Raw genomic sequence first — 20,917 nt, 5'->3', positions numbered from 1 at the left:
GCATCTTTGTGCTGTGCGCCTTGCTGATCGACAACTTCCTCTCGCCGCTGAACATGCGCGGCCTGGGCCTGGCGATTTCCACCGTCGGCATCGCCGCCTGCACCATGCTGTTCTGCCTGGCGTCGGGGCACTTTGACTTGTCGGTGGGCTCGGTGATTGCCTGCGCCGGTGTGGTCGCAGCTATCGTCATGCGCGACACCGAGAGCGTGATGCTCGGCATCGGCGCCGCGCTGCTGATGGGCCTGATCGTCGGGCTGATCAACGGCATCGTCATCGCCAAGCTGCGGGTCAACGCGCTGATCACCACCTTGGCGACCATGCAGATCGTACGCGGCCTGGCCTACATCTTTGCCGACGGCAAGGCGGTCGGCGTGTCCCAGGAGCAGTTCTTCGTGTTCGGCAACGGCCAGTTGTTCGGCGTGCCGGTGCCGATCCTGATCACCATCGTGTGCTTCGTGTTTTTCGGTTGGCTGCTCAACTACACCACCTACGGGCGCAACACCATGGCCATCGGCGGCAACCCGGAAGCGGCGCTATTGGCCGGGGTGAACGTTGACCGCACCAAGATCCTGATCTTCGCCGTCCACGGCTTGATCGGCGCACTGGCCGGGGTAATCCTCGCCTCGCGCATGACCTCGGGCCAGCCCATGATCGGCCAGGGTTTCGAACTGACGGTGATCTCGGCATGCGTACTGGGCGGGGTGTCGTTGAGCGGCGGGATCGGCATGATCCGGCATGTGATTGCGGGGGTGTTGATTTTGGCGATCATCGAAAACGCGATGAACCTGAAGAACATCGACACGTTTTACCAGTACGTAATTCGCGGCTCGATCCTGCTGCTGGCCGTCGTCATCGACCGCATGAAACAACGCTGATCCCTCGCCATGTGAGGGCTAATGTGGGAGGGGGCTTGCCCCCGATGAGGGTGGGTCAGTTGATAAATCAGTGACTGACCCACCGCTATCGGGGGCAAGCCCCCTCCCACAGTTTTAATCGGCGGAGAATTTGAACACGGTGTTTTGGCTGTAGGTTTGCCCTGGATTCAAACGGGTCGAAGCAAACTTCGGCTGGTTAGGCGCATCCGGATAATGCTGCGTCTCCAAGGTAAACCCGCTCCAGTGCAGGTAAGTCTTGCCGCCTTTACCCTTCACCGAGCCATCCAGGAAGTTGCTGGTATAGAACTGCACCCCAGGCTCGCTGGTGTACAGCTGCAAACGCCGGCCCGACTCAGGGTCATGCACCTCGGCGGCAAGCTTTTTGACGTCGCCCTGGGTATCGAGCGCCCAGTTGAAATCAAACCCGCCTTGCTTGGGCTCGGCAAACTTGAGCTGCGGATGATCGGCTTTGATGTGCTGGCCGATCGGCGTCGGTTTCAGGAAGTCCATCGGGGTGCCTTTGACCGGTGCCAGCTCGCCCGTAGGGATCAACGTGGCATTCACCGGCGTGTAATGGCTGGCATGCAAGGTAGCGACTTGCTTGAGGATGTCGCCGTTGCCCGCGCCGGCCAGGTTGAAGTAACTGTGGTTGGTCAGGTTGAGCACCGTGGGTTTGTCGGTGGTGGCGGTGTAGTCGATGTGCAGTTCGTTGTTGTCGTTGAGGCGGTAGGTGACTTCGGTCTTCAGGTTGCCGGGGAAACCCATTTCACCGTCCTTGGACAGGTAGCTCAGCTTCACGCCGACCGAGCCCTTGTCCTTGACCGACTCGGCCTTCCACACCTGCTTGTCAAAACCCTGGGCGCCGCCGTGCAGCGAGTTGGGGCCATCGTTGAGCGGTACCTGGTAGCGCTTGCCGTCGAGTTCAAAGGCGCCGCCCGCCAGGCGGTTGCCGAAGCGCCCGATGGTCGCGCCAAAAAACGCCGTGCCGGCCTGGTAGCCCTGCACGTCGTCGAAGCCGAGCACCACGTCGTCGACCTTGCCGTTTTTATCCGGCACTTTGAGCGACTGCAACACGCCGCCGTAGGTGATGACCGTGGCTTGCATGCCATGGCTGTTGCGCAGGATGTACTGTTCGACGGGTGTACCGTCGTTGGTCTTGCCGAAGGCTTTGTGCTCGCTGGACAGCCCTGCCGCCTGGGCGCCGCCACTGGCAACCAGCAGGGACATGGCGAGGCCCGAGAGCAGGTATCGAGGGTGCTTCATGGTCGAACTTCCTTTTGTTGTTTTGAGTGGAATAGTTCTACTAATAGCGATATTTTGTCGGTGTGACAGCGAATTTATAGCCTTTAACGCCGATTTCGTAAAATAAAATAAGACTAATTGATCGAGGCAACCGTTATATGAGTACTGCACAGGCTGTTTATCCCGACCTTGAAGGCAAAACCGTGCTGGTGTCTGGCGGTGCCTCGGGCATCGGCGAGTTCATGGTGCGGGCCTTTGCCGCGCAGGGTGCCAAGGTCGGCTTTGTGGACCGTGCACAAAGCCAGGGCGAACGCCTGGCGGCGTTGCTGAGTTCAGCGGGGCATACCGTGGAGTTCGTGTGCTGCGACATCACCGATGAGATTGCCTACAAGGCCGCCATCGAGCGTTTCGAGCATTCATTGGGGCCGATCACCGTGCTGGTGAACAACGCCGCCAATGACGTGCGCCACACCCTGGAAGAAGTGGACTCGGACACCTTCGACAAGCTGATCTCGGTCAACCTCAAGCACGCCTTCTTTGCGGCCAAGGCGGTGGTGCCGATGATGAAAGCGGCCGGTGGCGGCGCGATCATCAACCTGGGTTCGGTCGGCTGGATGATGGCCTCCGCCGGCTACCCGGTCTACGCCGCCAGCAAGGCGGCCGCCCACGGCATGACCCGAGGCTTGGCGCGCGAGCTGGGGCCTCACCGCATTCGCGTCAACACGCTGGTGCCGGGGTGGGTCATGACCGAGAAGCAATTGGCGATGTGGGTGGACGACGCGGCCAAGGAACTGATCGCCCGCAGCCAGTGCCTGCCCGGCAGCGTGATGCCGGAACACATCGCCAACATGGCGTTGTTCCTCGCCTCGGATGCCTCGGCGATGTGCTCGGCACAAAACTTTATTGTGGATGGCGGTTGGGTCTGAGCCTGACTCAGTCCTTCATGCAACCCGGGCCAGTGTGGGAGGAGGCTTGCCCCCTCCCATATTTGAACTGCGGTGCTTAGGCGATGGGGTAACGCTTGAACGCCGGATGCTGCTCCAGACGCTCGGCATGCCGTCGCAGGTTCGGGAACGCATCGGCCTTGACCACCGACGCCACGGTGAACTGGCTGAACGACCACGCGACTGCCGCCGTAATCGACGCCTGGGTCAGCAATTGGCTGTCACCCAGCTGCTTGTCCAGCAACCCATAGGCCGCGAGCAACTGGCCGGTTACGCGCTCAAGCCACGGCGCGTGCTGTTTCTCCGCCGGGCGCAGGTTGTGCTCATAGACGATCTGCACGCTCTTCTCACAGGCTGCCAGCGCCAGCCCTAGAACGTGCAAGTCCTTGGCAAGTGCCACCGGTTGCTGGGGCAGCAGTTTGCTGTCCGCCGGGGCCAGGGCTTCGAGGTACTCCAGGATCAGGCTCGAATCCATCAACACCGTGCCATCGTCCAGCACCAGGGTCGGGGCCTTGACCACCGGGTTGATCTCGGCAAATTCCGCGTAGGTGCTGAACACCGACAATGGCTCGTGCACAAACTCAATCCCATACAACTCCAGGGAAATGGCTACGCGCCTTACGTAAGGCGAATCCAGCATGCCGACCAGTTTCATGAAGCCTCCATTGCTATCAGGGTGACGAGCTCAAGAGATTAAGGGCACTCGGCCGCCCGGCGCAACGAGGATGTCTTCAAGCCCGGCGCTCATACCGCACTCCTGAAACCCTGGCGGCTGGCGCCCGGCGGTTGCCCGGTAATGCGTTTGTAGGCGCGACTGAAGGCCGCCTGGGAGGTGTAGCCGAGGCGGTGCGCCACTTCTTCGATGGGCAGTCGCTCCAGGGTCAGCCACTGGCTGGCGAGGCGCATGCGCAGTTCGGTCACGTAACGCAACGGCGGAACCCCCAGGGTCGCCTGGAAACGATCCGCGAACACCGAGCGCGAGGTATGACAGTGCGCCGCCAGCTCGGCCACGCTCCAGTCGCGCCCCGGCTGCTGGTGCAGGGCGAGCAGGGCACCGGCCAGGCGGGTGTCGCGCAAGGCGGCCGCGAGACCCGACGCATTGGCGCAGGCGCACTCGACCCAGCCCCGTACGATCATCGCCGCCACCACATCGGCCAGGCGCGCAAGGATGCCGGCGTAACCGACGCGGGCGCTGGAGACTTCGCGTTCCATCACCGCCAGGATCGGCATCAGGCCAGGGTAACGCTGGCCTGCGGCATCGATCAGCATCAAGGCCGGCATCAAGTTGCCGAGGCCCTGGATGCTGTCGAGTTCGAACTCCATGCAGGCACTGAACAGCAGGGTGCTGGAGGCAGCGTCGGGCGAGGCATTCACCGCGCACACGGTATCGCCCAGCGGTGCGGCGTCGAAGCTGGCGATGTCCTGCACGGGGTCATCCGGTTTGGATAACAGCGCGTGGGCGCCACCGTGGGCGATAAACACCGCATTGCCGGCCGACAACTCAAAGAGGCTGCCGTCGTGCAGGCGCAGGGTCGCGCAGCCGGCGGCCAGAAAATGGAAATACGCATGGCCCGGCTTGGCCGCAAAGCTGATGCCGAACACCGGCCCGGCCTGGATGCGCCGGTACTGCACGCCGCGCAGGCGCATGCTGCGCAGCAGTTCGTTGATCAGCTCGGAGGACAGGGTGAACGCATTGTCGGCTGGCATATTCGGGGTTTCGGTCAAGAACTCAAGGGTTTGAATCATAGATCATCCTGAATGCGGAACCTAGACTGGCCGTCACGTTAATGCCTGAGGATGTCTTGTGATGAATGATTGTGTGTCCCATGCCCCTGTTGATGAACGGGTCGAACCGACCACACCCGCGTGGATGGCGGTGTTTTCCCTGGCGATGGGCGTGTTCGGCCTGCTCACGGCAGAGTACCTGCCGGCCAGCCTGCTGACGCCGATGGCCTTGGACCTGGGTGTGTCGCAAGCGTCGGCCGGGCAGGCTGTCACGGTCACGGCGGTGGTGGCGTTGTTCGCCGGTTTGCTGGTGCCTGGCCTGACGCGCGGCATCGACCGGCGCCTGGTGCTGTTGGGGTTCTCCACGCTGATGATTGCCTCCAACCTGCTGGTGGCGTTCTCGTCCAGCCTCCTGGTGCTGTTGTTGATGCGCATCCTGCTGGGCATTGCTCTCGGCGGTTTCTGGAGCATGGCGGCGGCCGTGGCGATGCGCCTGGTACCGGCGGCGTTGCTGCCCCGTGCGCTGTCGATCATCTTCAGCGGCATTGCGGTGGGTACCGTCGTCGCGGTGCCGTTGGGCAGCTACCTGGGTGACCTGTACGGCTGGCGCAGTGCATTTGTGGCTGCGGCCGCCGTCGGCGTGGTGACCCTGGCGTTCCAGCTGTTCACCCTGCCGCGCCTGGCACCCAGCGGCACCGCACGTCTGCGCACCGTGCTGGATGTACTGCTGCGCCCCGGCATTGCCATCGGTATGTTCGGCTGCGTGTTGGTGCACACCGGGCACTTCGCGCTGTTTACCTACATTCGCCCGTTTCTGGAAAGCACCACCGGGGTCGGCACCCAAGGGCTGGCGTTGATGCTGCTGGGGTTTGGCGCGGCGAATTTTGTCGGCACACTGTTGGCCGGATGGTTGCTGGTGCGCAACCCCCGGGGAACCCTGGTGTTGATGCCGGTCCTGGTGGGCGTCGCTGCGTTGGCCCTGGTGATGCTGCCCGCGTCACTGCCGGGTCAGGCGTTGCTCCTGGCGCTGTGGGGCATGGCCTTCGGCGGTGTGCCGGTGGCGTGGTCCAACTGGGTGGCCCGTGCGGTGCCGGATCAGGCCGAAAGTGCCGGTGGCATGGTGGTCGCTTCGGTGCAATCGGCAATCGCGGCGGGTGCGGCGGGCGGTGGCGCGATGTTCAGTGCCACCGGCATCGACGGGGTGTTTGTGGGTGCGGGTTGCTTGATGCTGTTGGCGGCATTGTTGATCGCCCTGCGAGTGCAGGTGCCCCGGCACGCTGCGGCGGGGAGTGTGACGCACCACCCGTCTTTGGTTTAGTCTGAAACGCTTCGTTGATCGCAAACGCTTCTGGAGTCGTAAGCATGACCGAGTATGTACCCCCGAAAGTCTGGACCTGGGACACCGAAAGCGGCGGCACCTTCGCCAGCATCAACCGGCCCATCGCCGGTGCTACCCACGACAAACAATTGCCCATCGGCAAGCACCCGCTGCAGTTGTATTCCCTGGCCACGCCCAACGGGCAGAAGGTCACGATCCTGCTCGAAGAGCTGCTGGCCCTGGGGCACAGCGGTGCGGAATACGACGCCTGGCTGATCAAGATCGGCGACGGCGACCAGTTCGGCAGCGGCTTTGTCGGGGTCAACCCGAACTCCAAGATCCCGGCCTTGATGGATCACAGCGGCGCCACGCCGATTCGTGTATTCGAGTCTGGCGCGATCCTGCAGTACCTGGCCGAGAAATTCGGCGCGTTCTTCCCCACCGATCCGGCGGCCCGTGCGGAGTGTTTGTCGTGGCTGTTCTGGCAGATGGGCAGCGCGCCTTATTTGGGCGGTGGCTTCGGGCATTTCTATGCGTATGCGCCGAGCAAGATGGAATACCCGATCAACCGCTTCGCCATGGAGGCCAAGCGTCAGTTGGACGTGCTGGATAAACGCCTGGCGGTCAGCGAGTACATTGCCGGAGACGAATACACCATTGCCGACATCGCGATCTGGCCGTGGTATGGCGGGTTGGTCAAAGGCCGTTTGTATGGCGCGGCGCAATTTCTGTCGGTACACGAATACACGCATGTGCAGCGCTGGGCGGACGCGATTGATGCGCGGCCGGCGGTGCAGCGGGGGCGGCGGGTGAACCGGGTGTCGGGCGAGGAACAGTTGCCCGAACGCCATGACGCAAGCGACCTCGACTGATTGAGGTCCCAGTGTGGGAGGGGGCAAGCCCCTCCCACATTTGGATCTCCTTGTCTTTGATTTATTTATAGCGCTGTTCGAACACCGCCACCTGCTCAGGCTTGATCAGTTCAAACGGCACCCACACCTCCGACTCGATCGGCTCGCCCTTGATCATCTTGATCGCCGACTCCACCGCCTTGGTCGCCTGGGCCTTGGGGTCTTGGAACACCGACGCCGCCAGCATCCCGCGCTTGACCGCCGCCAGACCGTCCGGCAAACCGTCGATACCGACAATCGCCACTTCGCCCTTGGCCTTGCCCGATTGCTGCAACGCCATGGCCGCGCCAATCGCCATTTCATCGTTGTTGGCAACAATGGCATCGAACTGGGTGCCCGCCAGCAACCAGTTGCTGGTCAGGTCCATGCCTTTGCTACGTTGCCATTCCGCGCTTTGTTGCTCCACCACCTTGATCCCCGGAAAGTCCTTGAGCACCTGCTTGGCGCCCTCGGTGCGGTCGTGGGTGGCGTTCTGCGCAAGGTCGCCCATGATGATCGCCACATTGCCCTTGCCACCGAGTTTTTCCGCCAGGAAGCGCATCTGCAATTGCCCGGCCTCAATGTCGTTGGAGGCGACCGTAACCACGCCCTTGGGCAGGGTGCGTTCATCCGGGTGGCGGTTGACGTACACCAACGGCGTCTTGGCGGCCACGGCGGCGCGGGTCATGTTGGCGGTGGCGGAGGTGTCCACCGGCAGTACGATAACCGCGTCGACCTTCTGGTTAAGGAAGCCTTCGACCTGGTTGAGCTGGCGCACCACGTCGCCCTGGGCGTCTTCGAACTGGATCTGCACGCCGTGCTGCTTGGCGGCGCTGTCCAGGCCGTTGCGCACGTAGGTCATGAAGTTATCGTCGACCCTGGCAATGCTCACGCCGATTCGGTAATCGGCGAAGGACCATGGGCTGAACAGCAGTAACAGCGTGGCAACGATCAATGAATAGCGATGCATGAGAGTGTTCCTTTTATTGTTATAGGGTGAACGCTTGACGGAAACGCTCCAGGGCCAGCTCGCTGTCGCCGCTGGCCCAGCCTTCCAGGCCAACCACGCCGCTGTAGCCGATGCCATGCAAGGCCCTGGCGATGGCCGGGTAGTGGATTTCGCCGGTGCCGGGCTCTTTGCGTCCGGGCACGTCGGCCACCTGGATCTCACCGATGGCGGGGCCTGCGCGCTGGATCAGTTCGATCAGGTTTCCTTCGCCGATCTGTGCGTGGTACAGGTCCAGGTTCATCTTCACGTGGGGGCTGCCCACGGCTTCGATCAGCGCCAATGTGTCCTCGGCGCGGGCGAACGGAACGCCGGGGTGATCGACTTCGGTGTTGAGGTTTTCCAGCAGGAACACACGGCCCGCGTCTTCACCCAGGCGGGCGATTTTTTCCAGGGTTTTGCAGGCGCTCAGCCACATGCGCCCGGTGGTCTGGCTCACGGGCTGCACCGGCAGGCCGCCTTCACCCAGACCAGTACCGTGCAGGTTGAGGCTGGGGCAATTCAGGCGTTCGGCGATGCCTAAAGATTCCCGGGCGCTGTCGAGCAATTGGCGGATGCCATCGGGATCGGTGAGGGTGCCGCTGATGTAGCCGGTCATCGAGGTGAAATCGGCGCCCGTGGCGACCAGCGCGTCGATGTCCTTGTGGGTCCAATCCCAGATTTCGGCGCTGAAGCCCAGGGCGTGAATGCGTTTGACGCGCTCGACGAAGGGCAGGTCGAGGAACACCATCTCGGCACTGATCGCCAGCTTGAACGGGATCATACGGCCACCGCCTTGCCTTGTTCGAACGAGGTGATGCAGGCGCGCGCAATCGCCAGGGCCGCCCGCGCGTCTTCGCCGCTGGCCAGGGGCTTGGCGCCGGTGCGCAGGCAGTCGACAAAGTGGTTGAGCTCGGCGACGTAGGCGTCGCGCAGCAGGTCGGTGTCCAGGCGCTGGGTGTCGGCCTGGATACCTTGGGCCAGGTAGCGCGTCAGGTCGGATTCCTGTACGCCACCCATGGTCAGCATGCCGGCGCTGCCGAAGACTTCGCCGCGCACATCGTAGCCATACACGGCCTGGAAGTTGGCCTCGGCGGTGGCAATCGCACCGTTATCGAAGCGGATCGTGACCACGGCGGTGTCGAGGAAGCCTTTGCTTTTGAATTGCGGGGCGATCAGCGCGTCGGCCATTACGTGGACTTCTACGGCTTCGGCACCTGGGTTGAGGTAGCGCAGGGTGTCGAAGTCGTGAATCAGGGTTTCGAGGAAGATCACCCATTGCGGCGAGTTGGCCGGGTTGTTCAGCGCCGGGTCGCGGGTCAGCGAGCGCAGCAGCTGTGGGGTGCCGATACGGCCGGCCAGCACGTCAAGGTGCGCGGTGCGAAAGCTCTTGGCGAAGCGCCGGTTGAAGCCGACCTGCAGCGGCACGCGGGCATCGGCGGCGGCAGCGATGGCGCGGTCGGCCTCATCGAGGGTGATGGCCATGGGTTTTTCGCAGAAAATCCCTTTGCCGGCGCGGGCGGCGCTGATCACCAGTTCGGCATGGCTGCGGGCAGGAGCGGCGATCAGTACGCCGTCGATATCCGGGTCGTCGAGCAACTGTTGCGGGTCGGTGTAGACCTTGTCCACGCCCAACTCTGCTGCCAGGCGAGCGGCTTGACCTGGGGTCGGATCGGCGATGGCGGCCAGGCTGGCGCCGGGGATATGCCGCGCAGCAGTCAAGCCGTGGAAGCTGCCCATGCGACCAGCACCGATCAAGCCCAGGCGGATGTTCTGTGTACTCATGTGGTGACCCCTTCTTATTGTTGGCCTCAGGACGGTCCTGATGGGCAAAGGGGTAGGAGCAAAGCCTGTGCCAATTCGTAAGTTGCTGATAGTTATATATTTATAGAAATTCAATAAACAAAATGTGTTCATTTAGATGACATGTCTATACTGACATGTCAAAAATATGAACATGGATAACCGTGATGAGCATGGCCTTCAGCGTACAAGACCTCGACTACCTGACAGCCCTCGGGCCTGCTGCGCTGAACGACGGCCCAATCAATGCCTTGGAGCAAGCGTGGCAGGGTTGCCAGGAACGTTTAGTCGAACGCCCGGCCGATGTGCGACAGGTGATCTGGGATTCATGGCGGCGCAGCGTCGAGGCGGGTATCGATCCTGCCGACAGCCAATACCGTTTCGTCGACCCTCACATCCTGGCTGCCACCCTGGCCAGCCACCGCGTGCTGATCGCGGCCGCAGCCCAAGTCATGCATGGCCTGCTGGCCTACAACCCTCGCGGGCATATCAACCTTACCGATGCCGACGGCACCACCCTGTATTTCTGCGGGCTGGACATCACCCCCGTGGGCAGCCGCCTGTCGGAGTCGGTACAAGGCACCAACTGCACTGGCCTGGCCCTGGCCGAAGACCGCCTGGTGTATGTGCTGGCCGAGGAAAATTTCGCCGTTGGCCTGCGCCAGCGCCGCATGCACTGCGCCGCCGCGCCAATCAAGAATGCCCAGGGCCAGACCTTGGCCATGCTCACCCTCACCGCCGAGCCCGGTTGGTTCCACTTCCACACTTTGGGCACCGTGCAAGCTGCCGCCGAAGCCGTATCACGCCAGATGGCCCTGCAAGCGCTGCTTGAAGAACAGCAAACCGTGCTCGAAGTGCTTAACGAAGGCCTGGTGGTACTGGACGAGCGCGGCTGCATCAAGGCGCTCAACCGCTATGCCCGGCAGCTGTTCCAGGTCGGGCCGGAGTTGGTGGGCAGCCCCTTCCAGCGCCTGGGCCGCAGCGAGTTGAGCGATGCGCTGGGTGAGCCGGTGCGTGACCTCGATTGCACCTTCCACCTGCACGACCGCAGCCAACTCGCCTGCCTGGTCTCAGTGTGCCCGCTGGAACAGGGTGGGGTGATCGTGTCGCTGCGCGAGAACCGGCGCATCCGCGAAATCACCCGGCGCCTTGTCGGCACCCAGGCGCGGTATACCTTCGAGACCCTGCAGGGCACCTCGCGGGCGATCCAGGACGCGCTGCACCTGGCGCGCATCGCCAGTCGCAGTGACGCCACCACTCTGATCCTGGGTGAAAGTGGCACCGGCAAGGAGTTGTTCGCCCAGGCGATCCATAACGCCAGCGAGCGCTGCAACGGCCCGTTCGTGGCGGTCAACTGCGGCGCGATTCCACGGGACCTGGTGCAGAGTGAACTGTTCGGCCATGTCGAAGGCGCGTTCACCGGCTCGGCGCGGGGCGGCTCGGCGGGCAAGTTCGAACTGGCGGATGGCGGCACCATTTTCCTGGATGAGATCGGTGACATGTCCTTCGACGCCCAGGTCAGCCTGCTGCGGGTGTTGCAGGAGGGTGAAGTTGCGCGGGTCGGCGCAAAAAGCGCACGCCAGGTGGACGTACGCATCATCGCCGCCACCCACCGCAACCTCAGCCAGGCCGTGGCCGAAGGCGCGTTCCGCGAAGACCTCTACTACCGCCTCAACGTGCTGAACCTGACCGTGCCGCCGTTGCGCATGCGCCGTGAAGACATCCCGCTGCTGGCGCGGCACTTCCTCACGCGTTGCGCGCGCTCGTTGCGAAAATCGGTGCAGGGTTTTTCGCCGGAGGCCTTGGCCTTGCTCTCGGCCCACGGCTGGCCGGGCAATGTGCGGGAGCTGGAAAACGCCATCGAACGGGCGACCAACCTGGCGACGGGCGAACTCATCCAATCGGCCGACTTACCCCTGGAAACCAGGCCGCGAGCCACGCTGCGCCATTCCGAGCCCCAGCCCGCCCAAGATCTGAGCAGCCACGAAATGCACGCCATCATCGCCGCGCTCAAAAGCACCCGCGGCAACATCCGCCTGGCCGCCCAACAACTGAACGTATCGCGGGGTGGGCTTTACAACAAAATGAGCCGATTCGGGCTGAATGCCGGGGATTTTCGCGGCGCGTAAATTCAAAATATGGCCACAGAAGCCCCTCACCACAGAAACCAGGTCACCACAACAGCGCATGACGTCGCTTCAGTCACACATATTTTCGGACGTCACAATCTGCGGCGCGATATGCACCCGATGCCGCATCGCATCAAACCCTTTGGCACTCTGCAACTCCACCAACAGCCCCACCAGCGCCACCGCCGTCTGCCGTGGCTGTGAGTCCATCACCACATCAATCAAGCCCTGGCTCAACGCCTGGCGAGACAGCTCGGTGGACTCCTGCAGGATGCAACACAGCGCCGGGCGCTTGGGCAGCTGCGCCAGGGCGCTGATGATGCCGTCACCGCCGCCGCCCACCACGCACAGGCCGCGCAGGTCGCTGTGGCGGGTGAGCAGGTCGAGGGTGGCTTCTTCGGTGATGTCGCAGTTGTCCAGGTTGATCAGCGGCTCCAGCGGCTTGAGCCCCGGCGCGTGTTCGGCCAAATAGCTGTGCAGGCCTTCGACCCGTGCCTGATGCCCCAGGAACCGGTGGCCGCCCAATAGAATCCCGACGCTGCCTTTGCGCGCGCCACAGGTGCGGGCGAGCAGCCAGCCCATGGTGCGCCCGACCACATGGTTGTCCTGGCCGACATACGGTTCCAGGGCCTGTTCATGGATATCCGAGAGCAGGGCGACCACCGGCACGCCGGCCTCGCGGATCTGCGCCAGGCAGGCATTGATCAGCGGGTGGGCAAAGCTGACCACCGCCAGGGCATCACACTGCACGGCCAGTTGCTCGATCTGCGCGACGATGGCGCTGGGCGTGCGGTCATTGATGTATTCGAACTGACAGGTCAGGTTGGCCGTGGCGTGATGCTGCGCGGCGTCGCTGATCGACTGCGCCAGGTGCGCATAGAACGCCTGGGCGGTGCCCAGCAGCAGAATGCCGAAGCGATAGGTGGGCCGGCGTTCGCGGATGCGTTGGCCAATCAGCCGCGCCGCAAAATAGCCCACGGCTTCGGCGGCCTGGAATACTTGCTCGGCCGTTTCCGGATTCACCGGAGCACGCGCATTCAGCACCCGATCAACAGTGGCCACACTCAGGCCCGCATGGGCGGCGACGGTGGCAATGGTTGGGCGTTTATTGTTGTTCATGACAGCCCTCTTGAACGTCTTGATAGAAAACTATCAAGCCCCGCTGGGCCTGGATGATAGCTTGATAGGGAATGGATTCAAGGCCTTGAGGGTGATTTAGCCGCACTCTATCGTTGGTTTCGCAAAGCACCAGAAACCACCCGCTTGCGGAGAACAATAACAATGCCTGAACACACCGCTCACACCGCCCGGCGCGACTACAGCCTGACCGGCCCGGAAGCCGCCCGCGCTGCCGAAAAAGGCCTGGTCTCGGCCAGTTGGTACCAATCGCCGATTTCCCGTAAACGCATGAAAGAACTGATGCAGCGCCGCGACGGCCCGGCCTTGCGCGACACCGCCATCTGGGTGAGCGCGCTGTTCGCCACCGGTTTCGGCGGCTACTGGTTCTGGGGCTCCTGGGCCTGCGTGCCGTTCTTCCTCGCCTATGGCGTGCTCTACGGCACGGCGTCCAACCCGCGCTGGCACGAAACCGGCCACGGCACCGCGTTCAAGACCCGTTGGATGAACGACGTGCTGTACCAGGTCGCCAGCTTCATGTGCATCTTCGAGCCCCATGTCTGGCGCTGGAGCCATGCCCGGCACCACACCGATACCATCGTGGTTGGCCGCGACCCGGAAATCGTCGAACCGCGTCCGCCGAGCTTCTTGATGATGTTCCTGAGCCTGTTCAACCTGCCTTTGGCGTGGAAAACCTTCAGCGGCGTGGCGCGTCATGCGGTGGGCCAGATGAGTGCCCAGGAAGCGGACTTTATCCCCGAATCCGAGTGGCCCAAGGTGTTCCGCGCCGCGCGGATCTGGGTTGGCATTTATGCGCTGGTCATCGGCACTGCGCTGTACCTGCACAGCTGGTTGCCGCTGATGCTGGTGGGGTTGCCGAGCATCTACGGCGCCTGGCTCGGCTACCTGTTCGGCCTTACCCAGCATGTGGGCCTGGCCGAAGACGTACTCGACCACCGCAGCAACTGCCGCACCATCTACATGAACCGCGTGCTGCGCTTTATCTACATGGACATGAACTACCACCTCGAACACCACATGTACCCGATGGTGCCGTACCACGCCCTCGCGCAGTTGCACGAAGAGATCCGCAACGACTGCCCGCCGCCGTATGCGAATATTTTCGAGGCCTACCGGGAAATCCTGCCGACCGTCTGGAAGCAGCGCAGCGATCCGACGTATTTCATCCAGCGGCCGATTCGCCCGAGCGCGGAGCCGGCTGCCAATGCCCCGATGAGTGCCGAAGCCGCAGTCAGCTGAACCCCATCTATAACAAGGGAAACCGCCATGAACGATCAATGGATCGACGTCTGCGCCGTGGGCGAGATAGACGAAGAAGACGTGCTGCGCTTCGACCACGGGCCCCACACCTATGCGGTGTATCGCTCGGCCGAGAATGAGTTTTTCGCCACCGCCGGCCTGTGCACCCACGAGAAAATCCACCTCGCCGAAGGCCTGGTGATGGACCACGTCATCGAGTGCCCCAAGCACAACGGGCGGTTTGATTACCGCACCGGCAAGGCCATGGGCGCGCCGGTGTGCGTCAACCTCAAGACCTACCCGGTGCGGGTCGAAGCGGGGCGGGTACTGCTCGCTGTCACGGTGTGATGATGAACGCACCCCTGATCATCGTCGGTGCCGGCCATGCCGGTGGCCGTGCGGCGCTGACCCTGCGCGAAGAAGGTTATACCGGGCGCCTGGTCCTGATCGGCGATGAGCCGCACCTGCCCTACGAGCGACCGCCGCTGTCCAAAGGCCTCTTGCAGGGCACGGCGGACCTGGCGGCGTGCAGCCTGTGCGACAGCTCGCGCCTGGCCGAACTGGGCATCGAGCATATCGCCGCCAACCCGGTGACGCAGTTGGAACCGCAGCACCATCGCCTGCAACTCGCCGACGGCCAATGGCTGGCCTATGCCGGTTTGCTGCTGGCCACCGGCGGGCGAGCGCGACGTTTGCCCCAGGCGCAGGCCAATGTGCTTTACCTGCGCACCCACGACGAGGCCCTGGCCCTGCGCAGTGCCTTGCGTCCGGGTACACGGCTGGTGATTGTCGGCGGCGGGTTCATCGGCCTGGAGGTGGCCGCCACTGCCCGGGGCCTGGGGTGTGAGGTCACGGTGCTGGAAGCCGGGCCGCGCCTGGCGGGGCGGGTGCTGCCGCCGGTAATCAGCCAGGCGCTGCTGGATCTGCACCGCCAGCAAGGCGTGGATGTGCGCTTGAATGTGGCGCTGGAATCCATCCATGACGACGCCGTGCAACTGGTCGACGGGCAGTTGCTGCCCTGCGATCTGGTGGTGGTCGGCATCGGCATGCAACCCAATCTGGAACTGGCCGCCAATGCGGGGCTGGAGGTAGGGCAGGGCATCCGCGTCGATGCACACCTGCGCACCAGCGCGCCGGACATCTATGCGGCCGGCGATGTCTGTGAGTTTCGCCTCGATGGCCTGTACCAACGCCAGGAAACCTGGCGCAACGCCGAGGCCCAGGGGCGGCATGCGGCGCTGAATATGCTGGGGCGTGAAGTGCCTTTCGAAGCGATTCCCGGTTTCTGGTCTGATCAATACGACTGGGGCTTACAGACAGTGGGCGCGATGACCCCGCACCTGATCAGTCGTGCCTTGCCGGCCGGCGGCCTGCTGCTGTTCTACCTCAATGCCGACGGGCATTTGCAAGGCGCCTGCGGCTGGGCGCCCGGCAACAGCGTGGCCAAGGACATCAAGCTGTGCGAACGCCTGATCACGGCGCGCGCGGTGCTCAACCCATCCAGCCTGGCAGACCCCGAGCTGTCCCTCAAACACTTGCTGCGGAGCTGATATGCGCCAATTCCTGGTATTCCAATCCCTGTGGGCCATGCAGACCGAGCCCGGCCCGCTCGAAGCGCAGCTGGATCGAATCGCCGCAGCCGGCTTCGACGGCATCACCGACCATTACTGGAAACCCGCTGATGTGACACGCCTGCACGCCGCCGCGACGGCGCGGGGCTTGCAGATCGAAGGCCAGCTGTTTCCGCAATCGGTGGATGACCTCGCCGCCGCGCTGGATGTAATCAGCCGCTACGGCTGCCACCACCTCACCCTGCAAGCCGACGTGCGCCCGCGCACCCAGGCCGACGCGGCGCGGCTGGTCGAAGGTTGGCAGCGCCTGGCCGAGCAGGTGGATTTTCCGGTGCTGCTGGAAACCCACCGGTATCGCCTGACCAACGACCTGCTGTTCACCCTCGACCTGCTGGCGCAAATGCCCGACTTGAAGTTGCTGGCCGACCTGTCCCACTACGTGGTGGGGCGCGAGTTGCCCGAGCCGGGCGCGGTGGAAGACGATGAACAGATCCGCACGATCCTGCGCCACAGCTGGGGGTTTCATGGCCGCGTGGCCAGCAGCGAGCAGGTGCAGGTCTCAATGGCGTTCGCCCAGCATCAGGCCTGGGTCGAGCGGTTTATTGGCTGGTGGCGCTACGGCATCGAAGACTGGCTGGCGCGCCCCGACACAGGGCAGAGCCTGTCGTTCACCTGCGAACTGGGCCCGCCGCCGTATGCGATCACCGGTGCCGATGGGCGTGAAATCAGCGATCGCTGGGCTGAGGCGTTGAAGATGCAGGGGCTGATTCGCCAGGTTTGGAGCGACTGCCAAACCCTGGTCTGAAGGCGGCCTTACGAGAGTGGGCATATTCTGTATGGTGACCTGGCTTTTGTGGTGAGCAGGCTTCTGTGGTGAGCGGGCTTGCCCCGCGCTGGGCTGCGAAGCAGCCCCATTAAGAACGCCGCGTTTTTTCAGGTAAATCCCAGTGTCAGGTTTTGGGGCCGCTTCGCAGCCCAGCGCGGGGCAAGCCCGCTCACCACAGAAGCCATGCCACCACAGAGGCCCGCTCACCCCAAAACAGCACGCGGCCTTACCCGGCCAACATCCCGGTGCTCACCGCCACAATCAGGAACACCCCCAACAACGCCCGGTAGATCACGAACGGCCAGGTGGAGAACCGCTCCAGAAACTTCATCAGGCCCCAGATCGCAAAAAACGCCGAGACGCTGGCCACCACCAGGCCAAACAACAGGTGCGGCCAGGCATGGGCTGGCAGGTCGGCGTGCAGCAACACCCACAGTTCTTTCAAACCGGCGAGGGCGATAGCAGGCAGGCCCAGCAGGAAAGAAAACCGTGCGGCTTCTTCACGCTTGAAGTTGAGGAACAACGCGGCGGTAAGCGTCGAACCCGAACGCGACACCCCTGGAATCAACGCGCCAATCTGCGCCACACCCACGATCAGCGCATCGCGCAGGCGCATCTGGCTCACGTCGCGGGTGTGCCGTGCACGCAGCTCGGCTGCCGCGAGCAACACCGCCATCACCAGGCAGGAAATACCAATCACCATCAAACCACGCATTGGCGAGTTGCAGCTGTTGAGGGTCGACGACAGTGCCAGGCCAGCGATACAGATCGGAATCGTCGCCAGCACAATCGCTACCGCGAGCTTGAACCACCGGTCGTTGTAGTCGCCACGGCGCACTGCACCAATGCTGCCTGTCGTCACCTGCTGCACATCGCGCCAGAAATAACTGACCACCGCCGCCAGGGCCGCCAACTGCATGGCCGCCGAAAACGCCGAACCGGGATCCTGCCAGCCGAGCAGGGCGGGCACCACGCGCATGTGAGCGGTGGACGACACCGGCAACAATTCGGTAATGCCCTGGATGACACCGAGGATGAAGATCTGCAGGTAATCCAGGGACGCAAAGCCCACATCCAGGCCGGCGGAACAGACGTTCGTCAAAATACGTGTCCTTGAGAAAAGGGAGATATCGGCGAAGTTTATTCGAAATGTTTCAGCGCTTCGGCAGGGCCGACGGCTATTTGCAATCGGTTCAGCAATTAGAAAGGTTCGCGACGCTATTGGACTGTTCCGAGGTTTTGTGAACAATGGCGCCCTGCGTTTTTTGACCGAGAGCCCCATGCCCGAAACCACCGTGGAACTGATCCAGACCGGCCCTGAAGAAGCCGAGTTGATCCGCAACCTCTACCAGTATTACGCCTATGAGTCGTCGGACTGGGAGCAGGAAGATGTCGAGGCCGACGGCCGCTTCTACATCCATGACGAGCACCTGAACCGCTACTGGCAAGACCCGCGCTGGAGCGCCAACCTGCTGCTGGTCGATGGCTATATCGCCGGGTTCCTGTTGATCGAGGACAGTGAGGTATCAGGCATCGACGCCCTGGAACTGGCCGACCTGTTCATCCTCAAGCGCTACCGCCGCAAAGGCATCGGCCGCGCCATTGCCACCCAGGTGCTGTCCAGCGGCGAGGCCAATTGGCTGGTGCGCTTTTATGACCAGGATGAAGTGTCCCAGGCATTCTGGCGCACGGTGCTGGACAACCTGCCGCGCCCGGTGCAGACACTCGAACTGGACGACGAGCCGCAGTTGGTGAGCTACTTGATCACGCGAGCGGCGCTGCATTAAACGCCTGCTGCATCGCCTGGGGTGGCTGCCCGAACGCCCGTAGAAACGCTTGGCGCATACGCTCGCGATCACCGAAGCCGGTTTCGCGGGCCACCACTTCCACCGGGTGACGGCTGGTTTCCATCATTGCCCGCGCAGCTTCCACGCGCAGGGCTTCGATGGCCTTGGCCGGGGTTTGCCCGGTTTCTTCGCGGAACACCCGGCTGAACTGGCGCGGGCTCAAACGGGCGACGTCGGCCAGGGCTTCGACGGACAGGTCATGGGTGAGGTTCTCGCGGGCGTAGGCCAGGGCCAGTTGCACGCGGTCGGACTTGGGGTCCAGCTCCAGCAGGGCCGACAATTGCGACTGCTCGCTGCCCCGGCGCTGGGCGATCACCAGTTTGCGTGCAATGCGCCGGGCAAGGTCGCTGCCCAAATCGTTCTCCACCATCGCCAGCGCCATGTCCACACCGGCGCTCATGCCGGCGCCGGTCCATACCTGGCCGTCCACCACAAACAGTTTGTCTTCTTCCAGTTGGATAGCCGGGTAGCGCTTGCGAAACGCCGGGGCGTGAATCCAGTGGGTGGTGGTGCGCTTGCCTTCCAGCAATCCGGCGTCGGCCAGCACAAAGATGCCCATGCACAACGAGGCCACGCGGCGTGATTGCGCCGAGGCCGCCTTGACTAAGTCCAGCAGGTTGGCCTCCGGCAGGCGGAATTCCAAATAACCGCTGACGATCAGCGTGTCATAGCCCTCGGGCCGAATCGGCGAGGTGTTCACCGAAAAACCCTGGGAGGTCATCACCGCGCCGCCGCTTTCAGAGACCAGGTGAAACTCATAGGCCGGCTCCCCGCGCAGCAGGTTCGCGCACTCGAACACCGAGCCCAGGCTGAGGCTCAGGGATTGAAAGTTCGGGTAAACCATCAGCGCAACGCTGTGCATCGTCATTCTCCAAGGGGCGCGGGAGGGTGGATTGTCGGCGCGTGCCGGGCAAACGGCAACCCGCGTCGGCTCATGTCCGGAATCCTTGCGTATCTGACATTGTGAGGGTGCGGCGTGGCCCCTAACATTCCCTCAACGAACTAGACGACTGGTCTAATCGGACGGGATCAAGCATGAACAGCGAAACCAAAAATGCACGACAGACCATTCTGGACACGGCGCAAGTGATTGTAGGCCGCAAGGGATTTTCTGCGGTGGGCCTGAATGAAATCCTTCAAGCCGCCGACGTGCCCAAGGGGTCGTTCTATCACTACTTCACCTCCAAGGATGGCTTCGGTGTGGTGTTGCTCGACACCTACTTCGACCACTACGTACACGGCATGCAGCAACTGTTCGACCAACCCGGTTTAACCCAGCACGCCAAGTTGATGCGCTATTGGGACGCCTGGATCGACAATCAGACCGGCTGCACCGAGGCGGGCAAATGCCTTGCCGTCAAACTGGGTGCCGAGGTGTCTGACCTTTCAGAGCCGATGCGTCTGGCCCTGCAACGCGGCACTTCGCGCACCATTGCATTACTCGCCGTGGCGCTGCAGCGCGGCATTGAAGACGGCTCATTGCGGCTTCAGCACCGCCCGCAGGACTTGGCCCAGCAGCTGTACGCGCTGTGGCTGGGGAGCAGCGTCATGAGCAAGATCACCCTGACATCCGCGCCGTTTGATGAGGCGTTGTTGCTGACCCGACAGCTGTTGGGTTGCCCTGAACACACTGATATTCACTGATCGAGGCACTGGAAAATGAAAAAAGTATTAATGGTACTGACCTCTCACGACCAGCTTGGCGATACCGGGCGCAAGACCGGCTTCTGGCTCGAAGAGTTTGCCGCGCCGTATTACGCATTCAAGGACGCCGGCGCCGACGTGGTGCTGGCCTCCCCAGCCGGTGGCCAGCCGCCGTTGGACCCGGTCAGCGACGAGCCGGATGCGCAAACCGAGCAGACCCGCCGCTTCGCCGCCGACCTGGTCGCGCAGCAGGCATTGGCCAACACCGTCAAGCTGGACACAGTCAACGTGGATGCCTTTGACACGGTGTTCTACCCAGGCGGTCACGGCCCGTTGTGGGACCTGGCGGAGTCGCCGGTGTCCATCGCACTGATCGAAGCGTTTGAGCGTGCCGGCAAGCCCATCGGTTTTGTCTGCCACGCGCCGGGCGCGCTGCGTCACGTCAAGGCGGTCAATGGTGAGCCGTTGATCAAGGGTCGTCGCGTGACTGGCTTCTCCAACTCTGAAGAAGAAGCCGTAGGCCTGACCCGCGTGGTGCCGTTCCTGATTGAAGATGAATTCAAGAAGCTGGGCGGCAAGTACGACAAGGGCGCCGACTGGGCATCCTTCGTGCTCGTCGATGGCCTGCTGGTCACCGGGCAGAACCCCGGCAGCTCCAGCGATGTGGCCAAGGCCCTGCTGAAACTCACCGCTTAACTTAATCAACCACTCGATTCGTTGGCGACTCAATAGAGTCGCCAAT

General features: G+C 63.0%; 20 protein-coding genes and 1 pseudogene. 12 read left to right on the top strand and 9 right to left on the bottom strand.

Features of this window, described 5'->3' with window-relative positions; translation table 11 throughout:
• On the top strand, positions 1-875 hold an 875-nt coding region (gene araH, locus EJD88_RS19445; RefSeq protein WP_158878787.1), incomplete at its 5' end, for an L-arabinose ABC transporter permease AraH.
• A 114-nt stretch (positions 876-989) separates the two neighbouring features.
• On the opposite strand, the gene EJD88_RS19440 is transcribed toward araH, so the two are convergent.
• Positions 990-2,138 (bottom strand): aldose epimerase family protein, encoded by a 1,149-nt coding sequence (locus tag EJD88_RS19440; RefSeq protein WP_158878786.1) that lies wholly within the window; start codon positions 2,136-2,138, stop codon positions 990-992.
• A 137-nt stretch (positions 2,139-2,275) separates the two neighbouring features.
• Here EJD88_RS19440 and EJD88_RS19435 point away from each other — a divergent pair, with 137 nt between their 5' ends.
• Positions 2,276-3,043 carry an SDR family NAD(P)-dependent oxidoreductase gene (locus EJD88_RS19435; protein ID WP_112194774.1) on the top strand — a complete coding sequence of 256 codons (768 nt, stop codon included), beginning with the start codon at positions 2,276-2,278 and terminating at the stop codon, positions 3,041-3,043.
• Positions 3,044-3,119: 76 nt separating this feature from the next.
• Here the strand turns inward: EJD88_RS19435 and EJD88_RS19430 are convergent, their stop codons facing one another.
• Positions 3,120-3,716: a glutathione S-transferase family protein gene (locus tag EJD88_RS19430; RefSeq protein ID WP_158878785.1), complete on the bottom strand. Its 597-nt coding sequence runs from the start codon at positions 3,714-3,716 to the stop codon at positions 3,120-3,122.
• Positions 3,717-3,805: 89 nt separating this feature from the next.
• Positions 3,806-4,768, bottom strand: a complete 963-nt coding sequence (locus EJD88_RS19425; protein ID WP_099586435.1) for an AraC family transcriptional regulator — start codon at positions 4,766-4,768, stop codon at positions 3,806-3,808.
• A gap of 100 nt (positions 4,769-4,868) precedes the next feature.
• Between EJD88_RS19425 and EJD88_RS19420 the strand changes: the two genes are divergently transcribed.
• Together EJD88_RS19420 and yghU are read left to right on the top strand one after the other, a co-directional pair.
• Positions 4,869-6,104: an MFS transporter gene (locus tag EJD88_RS19420; RefSeq protein ID WP_158878784.1), complete on the top strand. Its 1,236-nt coding sequence runs from the start codon at positions 4,869-4,871 to the stop codon at positions 6,102-6,104.
• 44 nt (positions 6,105-6,148) lie between these two features.
• Positions 6,149-6,976, top strand: a complete 828-nt coding sequence (gene yghU, locus EJD88_RS19415) for a glutathione-dependent disulfide-bond oxidoreductase (protein WP_158878783.1) — start codon at positions 6,149-6,151, stop codon at positions 6,974-6,976.
• Positions 6,977-7,037: 61 nt separating this feature from the next.
• On the opposite strand, the gene EJD88_RS19410 is transcribed toward yghU, so the two are convergent.
• From EJD88_RS19410 to EJD88_RS19400, 3 genes are read right to left on the bottom strand one after another with little or no spacing between them, the layout of a single operon-like run.
• Positions 7,038-7,964 (bottom strand): sugar ABC transporter substrate-binding protein, encoded by a 927-nt coding sequence (locus tag EJD88_RS19410; protein ID WP_099586407.1) that lies wholly within the window; start codon positions 7,962-7,964, stop codon positions 7,038-7,040.
• Positions 7,965-7,983: 19 nt separating this feature from the next.
• Positions 7,984-8,763, bottom strand: coding sequence for a TIM barrel protein (locus EJD88_RS19405; protein WP_099586408.1), 780 nt, complete (start codon positions 8,761-8,763; stop codon positions 7,984-7,986).
• The gene (locus tag EJD88_RS19400; protein ID WP_099586409.1) at positions 8,760-9,764 is read right to left on the bottom strand and encodes a Gfo/Idh/MocA family oxidoreductase; all 1,005 of its coding nucleotides are present in this window, start codon (positions 9,762-9,764) and stop codon (positions 8,760-8,762) included. The genes EJD88_RS19405 and EJD88_RS19400 overlap by 4 nt, the downstream gene beginning before the upstream one ends.
• A 185-nt stretch (positions 9,765-9,949) precedes the next feature.
• Between EJD88_RS19400 and EJD88_RS19395 the strand changes: the two genes are divergently transcribed.
• Positions 9,950-11,911 (top strand): sigma-54-dependent Fis family transcriptional regulator, encoded by a 1,962-nt coding sequence (locus EJD88_RS19395; protein WP_099586410.1) that lies wholly within the window; start codon positions 9,950-9,952, stop codon positions 11,909-11,911.
• A gap of 69 nt (positions 11,912-11,980) precedes the next feature.
• Here EJD88_RS19395 and EJD88_RS19390 read toward each other — a convergent pair whose 3' ends face one another.
• Positions 11,981-13,030, bottom strand: coding sequence for a LacI family DNA-binding transcriptional regulator (locus EJD88_RS19390; protein WP_158878782.1), 1,050 nt, complete (start codon positions 13,028-13,030; stop codon positions 11,981-11,983).
• A 162-nt stretch (positions 13,031-13,192) separates the two neighbouring features.
• On the opposite strand from EJD88_RS19390, the gene EJD88_RS19385 reads away from it, so the two are divergent.
• The 4 genes from EJD88_RS19385 to EJD88_RS19370 are packed head-to-tail and all read left to right on the top strand — an operon-like array spanning position 13,193 to position 16,663.
• Entirely contained in the window at positions 13,193-14,287 is a 1,095-nt protein-coding gene (locus EJD88_RS19385; RefSeq protein ID WP_112194786.1) for a fatty acid desaturase family protein, read from the top strand.
• Between the two features lie 27 nt (positions 14,288-14,314).
• Positions 14,315-14,635, top strand: coding sequence for a MocE family 2Fe-2S type ferredoxin (locus EJD88_RS19380; RefSeq protein WP_158878781.1), 321 nt, complete (start codon positions 14,315-14,317; stop codon positions 14,633-14,635).
• Positions 14,636-14,637: 2 nt separating this feature from the next.
• On the top strand, positions 14,638-15,837 hold the full coding sequence (locus tag EJD88_RS19375) for an NAD(P)/FAD-dependent oxidoreductase (RefSeq protein WP_158878780.1): 1,200 nt from the start codon (positions 14,638-14,640) through the stop codon (positions 15,835-15,837).
• A 1-nt stretch (position 15,838) separates the two neighbouring features.
• Positions 15,839-16,663, top strand: a complete 825-nt coding sequence (locus EJD88_RS19370; protein WP_158878779.1) for a sugar phosphate isomerase/epimerase — start codon at positions 15,839-15,841, stop codon at positions 16,661-16,663.
• A 247-nt stretch (positions 16,664-16,910) separates the two neighbouring features.
• Here EJD88_RS19370 and EJD88_RS19365 read toward each other — a convergent pair whose 3' ends face one another.
• Positions 16,911-17,786, bottom strand: coding sequence for an undecaprenyl-diphosphate phosphatase (locus EJD88_RS19365; RefSeq protein ID WP_099586416.1), 876 nt, complete (start codon positions 17,784-17,786; stop codon positions 16,911-16,913).
• Between the two features lie 178 nt (positions 17,787-17,964).
• On the opposite strand from EJD88_RS19365, the gene EJD88_RS19360 reads away from it, so the two are divergent.
• Positions 17,965-18,471, top strand: a complete 507-nt coding sequence (locus tag EJD88_RS19360; protein ID WP_158878778.1) for a GNAT family N-acetyltransferase — start codon at positions 17,965-17,967, stop codon at positions 18,469-18,471.
• Here the strand turns inward: EJD88_RS19360 and EJD88_RS19355 are convergent.
• Positions 18,449-19,393 (bottom strand): GlxA family transcriptional regulator, encoded by a 945-nt coding sequence (locus tag EJD88_RS19355; protein ID WP_099586417.1) that lies wholly within the window; start codon positions 19,391-19,393, stop codon positions 18,449-18,451. The genes EJD88_RS19360 and EJD88_RS19355 overlap by 23 nt on opposite strands.
• Before the next feature lie 173 nt (positions 19,394-19,566).
• Here EJD88_RS19355 and EJD88_RS19350 point away from each other — a divergent pair.
• Together EJD88_RS19350 and EJD88_RS19345 are read left to right on the top strand one after the other, a co-directional pair.
• Positions 19,567-20,194: pseudogene (locus EJD88_RS19350) on the top strand (TetR/AcrR family transcriptional regulator).
• Positions 20,191-20,871, top strand: a complete 681-nt coding sequence (locus EJD88_RS19345) for a type 1 glutamine amidotransferase domain-containing protein (RefSeq protein ID WP_256673637.1) — start codon at positions 20,191-20,193, stop codon at positions 20,869-20,871. The pseudogene EJD88_RS19350 and the gene EJD88_RS19345 overlap by 4 nt, the downstream one beginning before the upstream one ends.
• Positions 20,872-20,917: the final 46 nt, after the last annotated feature.

Source organism: Pseudomonas sp. PB105, assembly GCF_009764655.1.
In the GTDB taxonomy this organism is placed as follows: domain Bacteria; phylum Pseudomonadota; class Gammaproteobacteria; order Pseudomonadales; family Pseudomonadaceae; genus Aquipseudomonas; species Aquipseudomonas cyclaminis.
This window is presented reverse-complemented; position numbering and strand designations above follow the sequence as displayed.

Excerpts from the sequence above, each read along its gene's own strand:
- EJD88_RS19440 (WP_158878786.1), bottom strand. The coding sequence starts at position 2,138 with ATGAAGCACCCTCGATACCTGCTCTCGGGCCTCGCCATGTCCCTGCTG.
- EJD88_RS19435 (WP_112194774.1), top strand. The coding sequence starts at position 2,276 with ATGAGTACTGCACAGGCTGTTTATCCCGACCTTGAAGGCAAAACCGTG.
- EJD88_RS19430 (WP_158878785.1), bottom strand. The coding sequence starts at position 3,716 with ATGAAACTGGTCGGCATGCTGGATTCGCCTTACGTAAGGCGCGTAGCC.
- EJD88_RS19425 (WP_099586435.1), bottom strand. The coding sequence starts at position 4,768 with ATGCCAGCCGACAATGCGTTCACCCTGTCCTCCGAGCTGATCAACGAA.
- EJD88_RS19420 (WP_158878784.1), top strand. The coding sequence starts at position 4,869 with ATGAATGATTGTGTGTCCCATGCCCCTGTTGATGAACGGGTCGAACCG.
- yghU (WP_158878783.1), top strand. The coding sequence starts at position 6,149 with ATGACCGAGTATGTACCCCCGAAAGTCTGGACCTGGGACACCGAAAGC.
- EJD88_RS19410 (WP_099586407.1), bottom strand. The coding sequence starts at position 7,964 with ATGCATCGCTATTCATTGATCGTTGCCACGCTGTTACTGCTGTTCAGC.
- EJD88_RS19405 (WP_099586408.1), bottom strand. The coding sequence starts at position 8,763 with ATGATCCCGTTCAAGCTGGCGATCAGTGCCGAGATGGTGTTCCTCGAC.
- EJD88_RS19400 (WP_099586409.1), bottom strand. The coding sequence starts at position 9,764 with ATGAGTACACAGAACATCCGCCTGGGCTTGATCGGTGCTGGTCGCATG.
- EJD88_RS19395 (WP_099586410.1), top strand. The coding sequence starts at position 9,950 with ATGAGCATGGCCTTCAGCGTACAAGACCTCGACTACCTGACAGCCCTC.
- EJD88_RS19390 (WP_158878782.1), bottom strand. The coding sequence starts at position 13,030 with ATGAACAACAATAAACGCCCAACCATTGCCACCGTCGCCGCCCATGCG.
- EJD88_RS19385 (WP_112194786.1), top strand. The coding sequence starts at position 13,193 with ATGCCTGAACACACCGCTCACACCGCCCGGCGCGACTACAGCCTGACC.
- EJD88_RS19380 (WP_158878781.1), top strand. The coding sequence starts at position 14,315 with ATGAACGATCAATGGATCGACGTCTGCGCCGTGGGCGAGATAGACGAA.
- EJD88_RS19375 (WP_158878780.1), top strand. The coding sequence starts at position 14,638 with ATGAACGCACCCCTGATCATCGTCGGTGCCGGCCATGCCGGTGGCCGT.
- EJD88_RS19370 (WP_158878779.1), top strand. The coding sequence starts at position 15,839 with ATGCGCCAATTCCTGGTATTCCAATCCCTGTGGGCCATGCAGACCGAG.
- EJD88_RS19360 (WP_158878778.1), top strand. The coding sequence starts at position 17,965 with ATGCCCGAAACCACCGTGGAACTGATCCAGACCGGCCCTGAAGAAGCC.
- EJD88_RS19355 (WP_099586417.1), bottom strand. The coding sequence starts at position 19,393 with ATGCACAGCGTTGCGCTGATGGTTTACCCGAACTTTCAATCCCTGAGC.
- EJD88_RS19345 (WP_256673637.1), top strand. The coding sequence starts at position 20,191 with ATGAAAAAAGTATTAATGGTACTGACCTCTCACGACCAGCTTGGCGAT.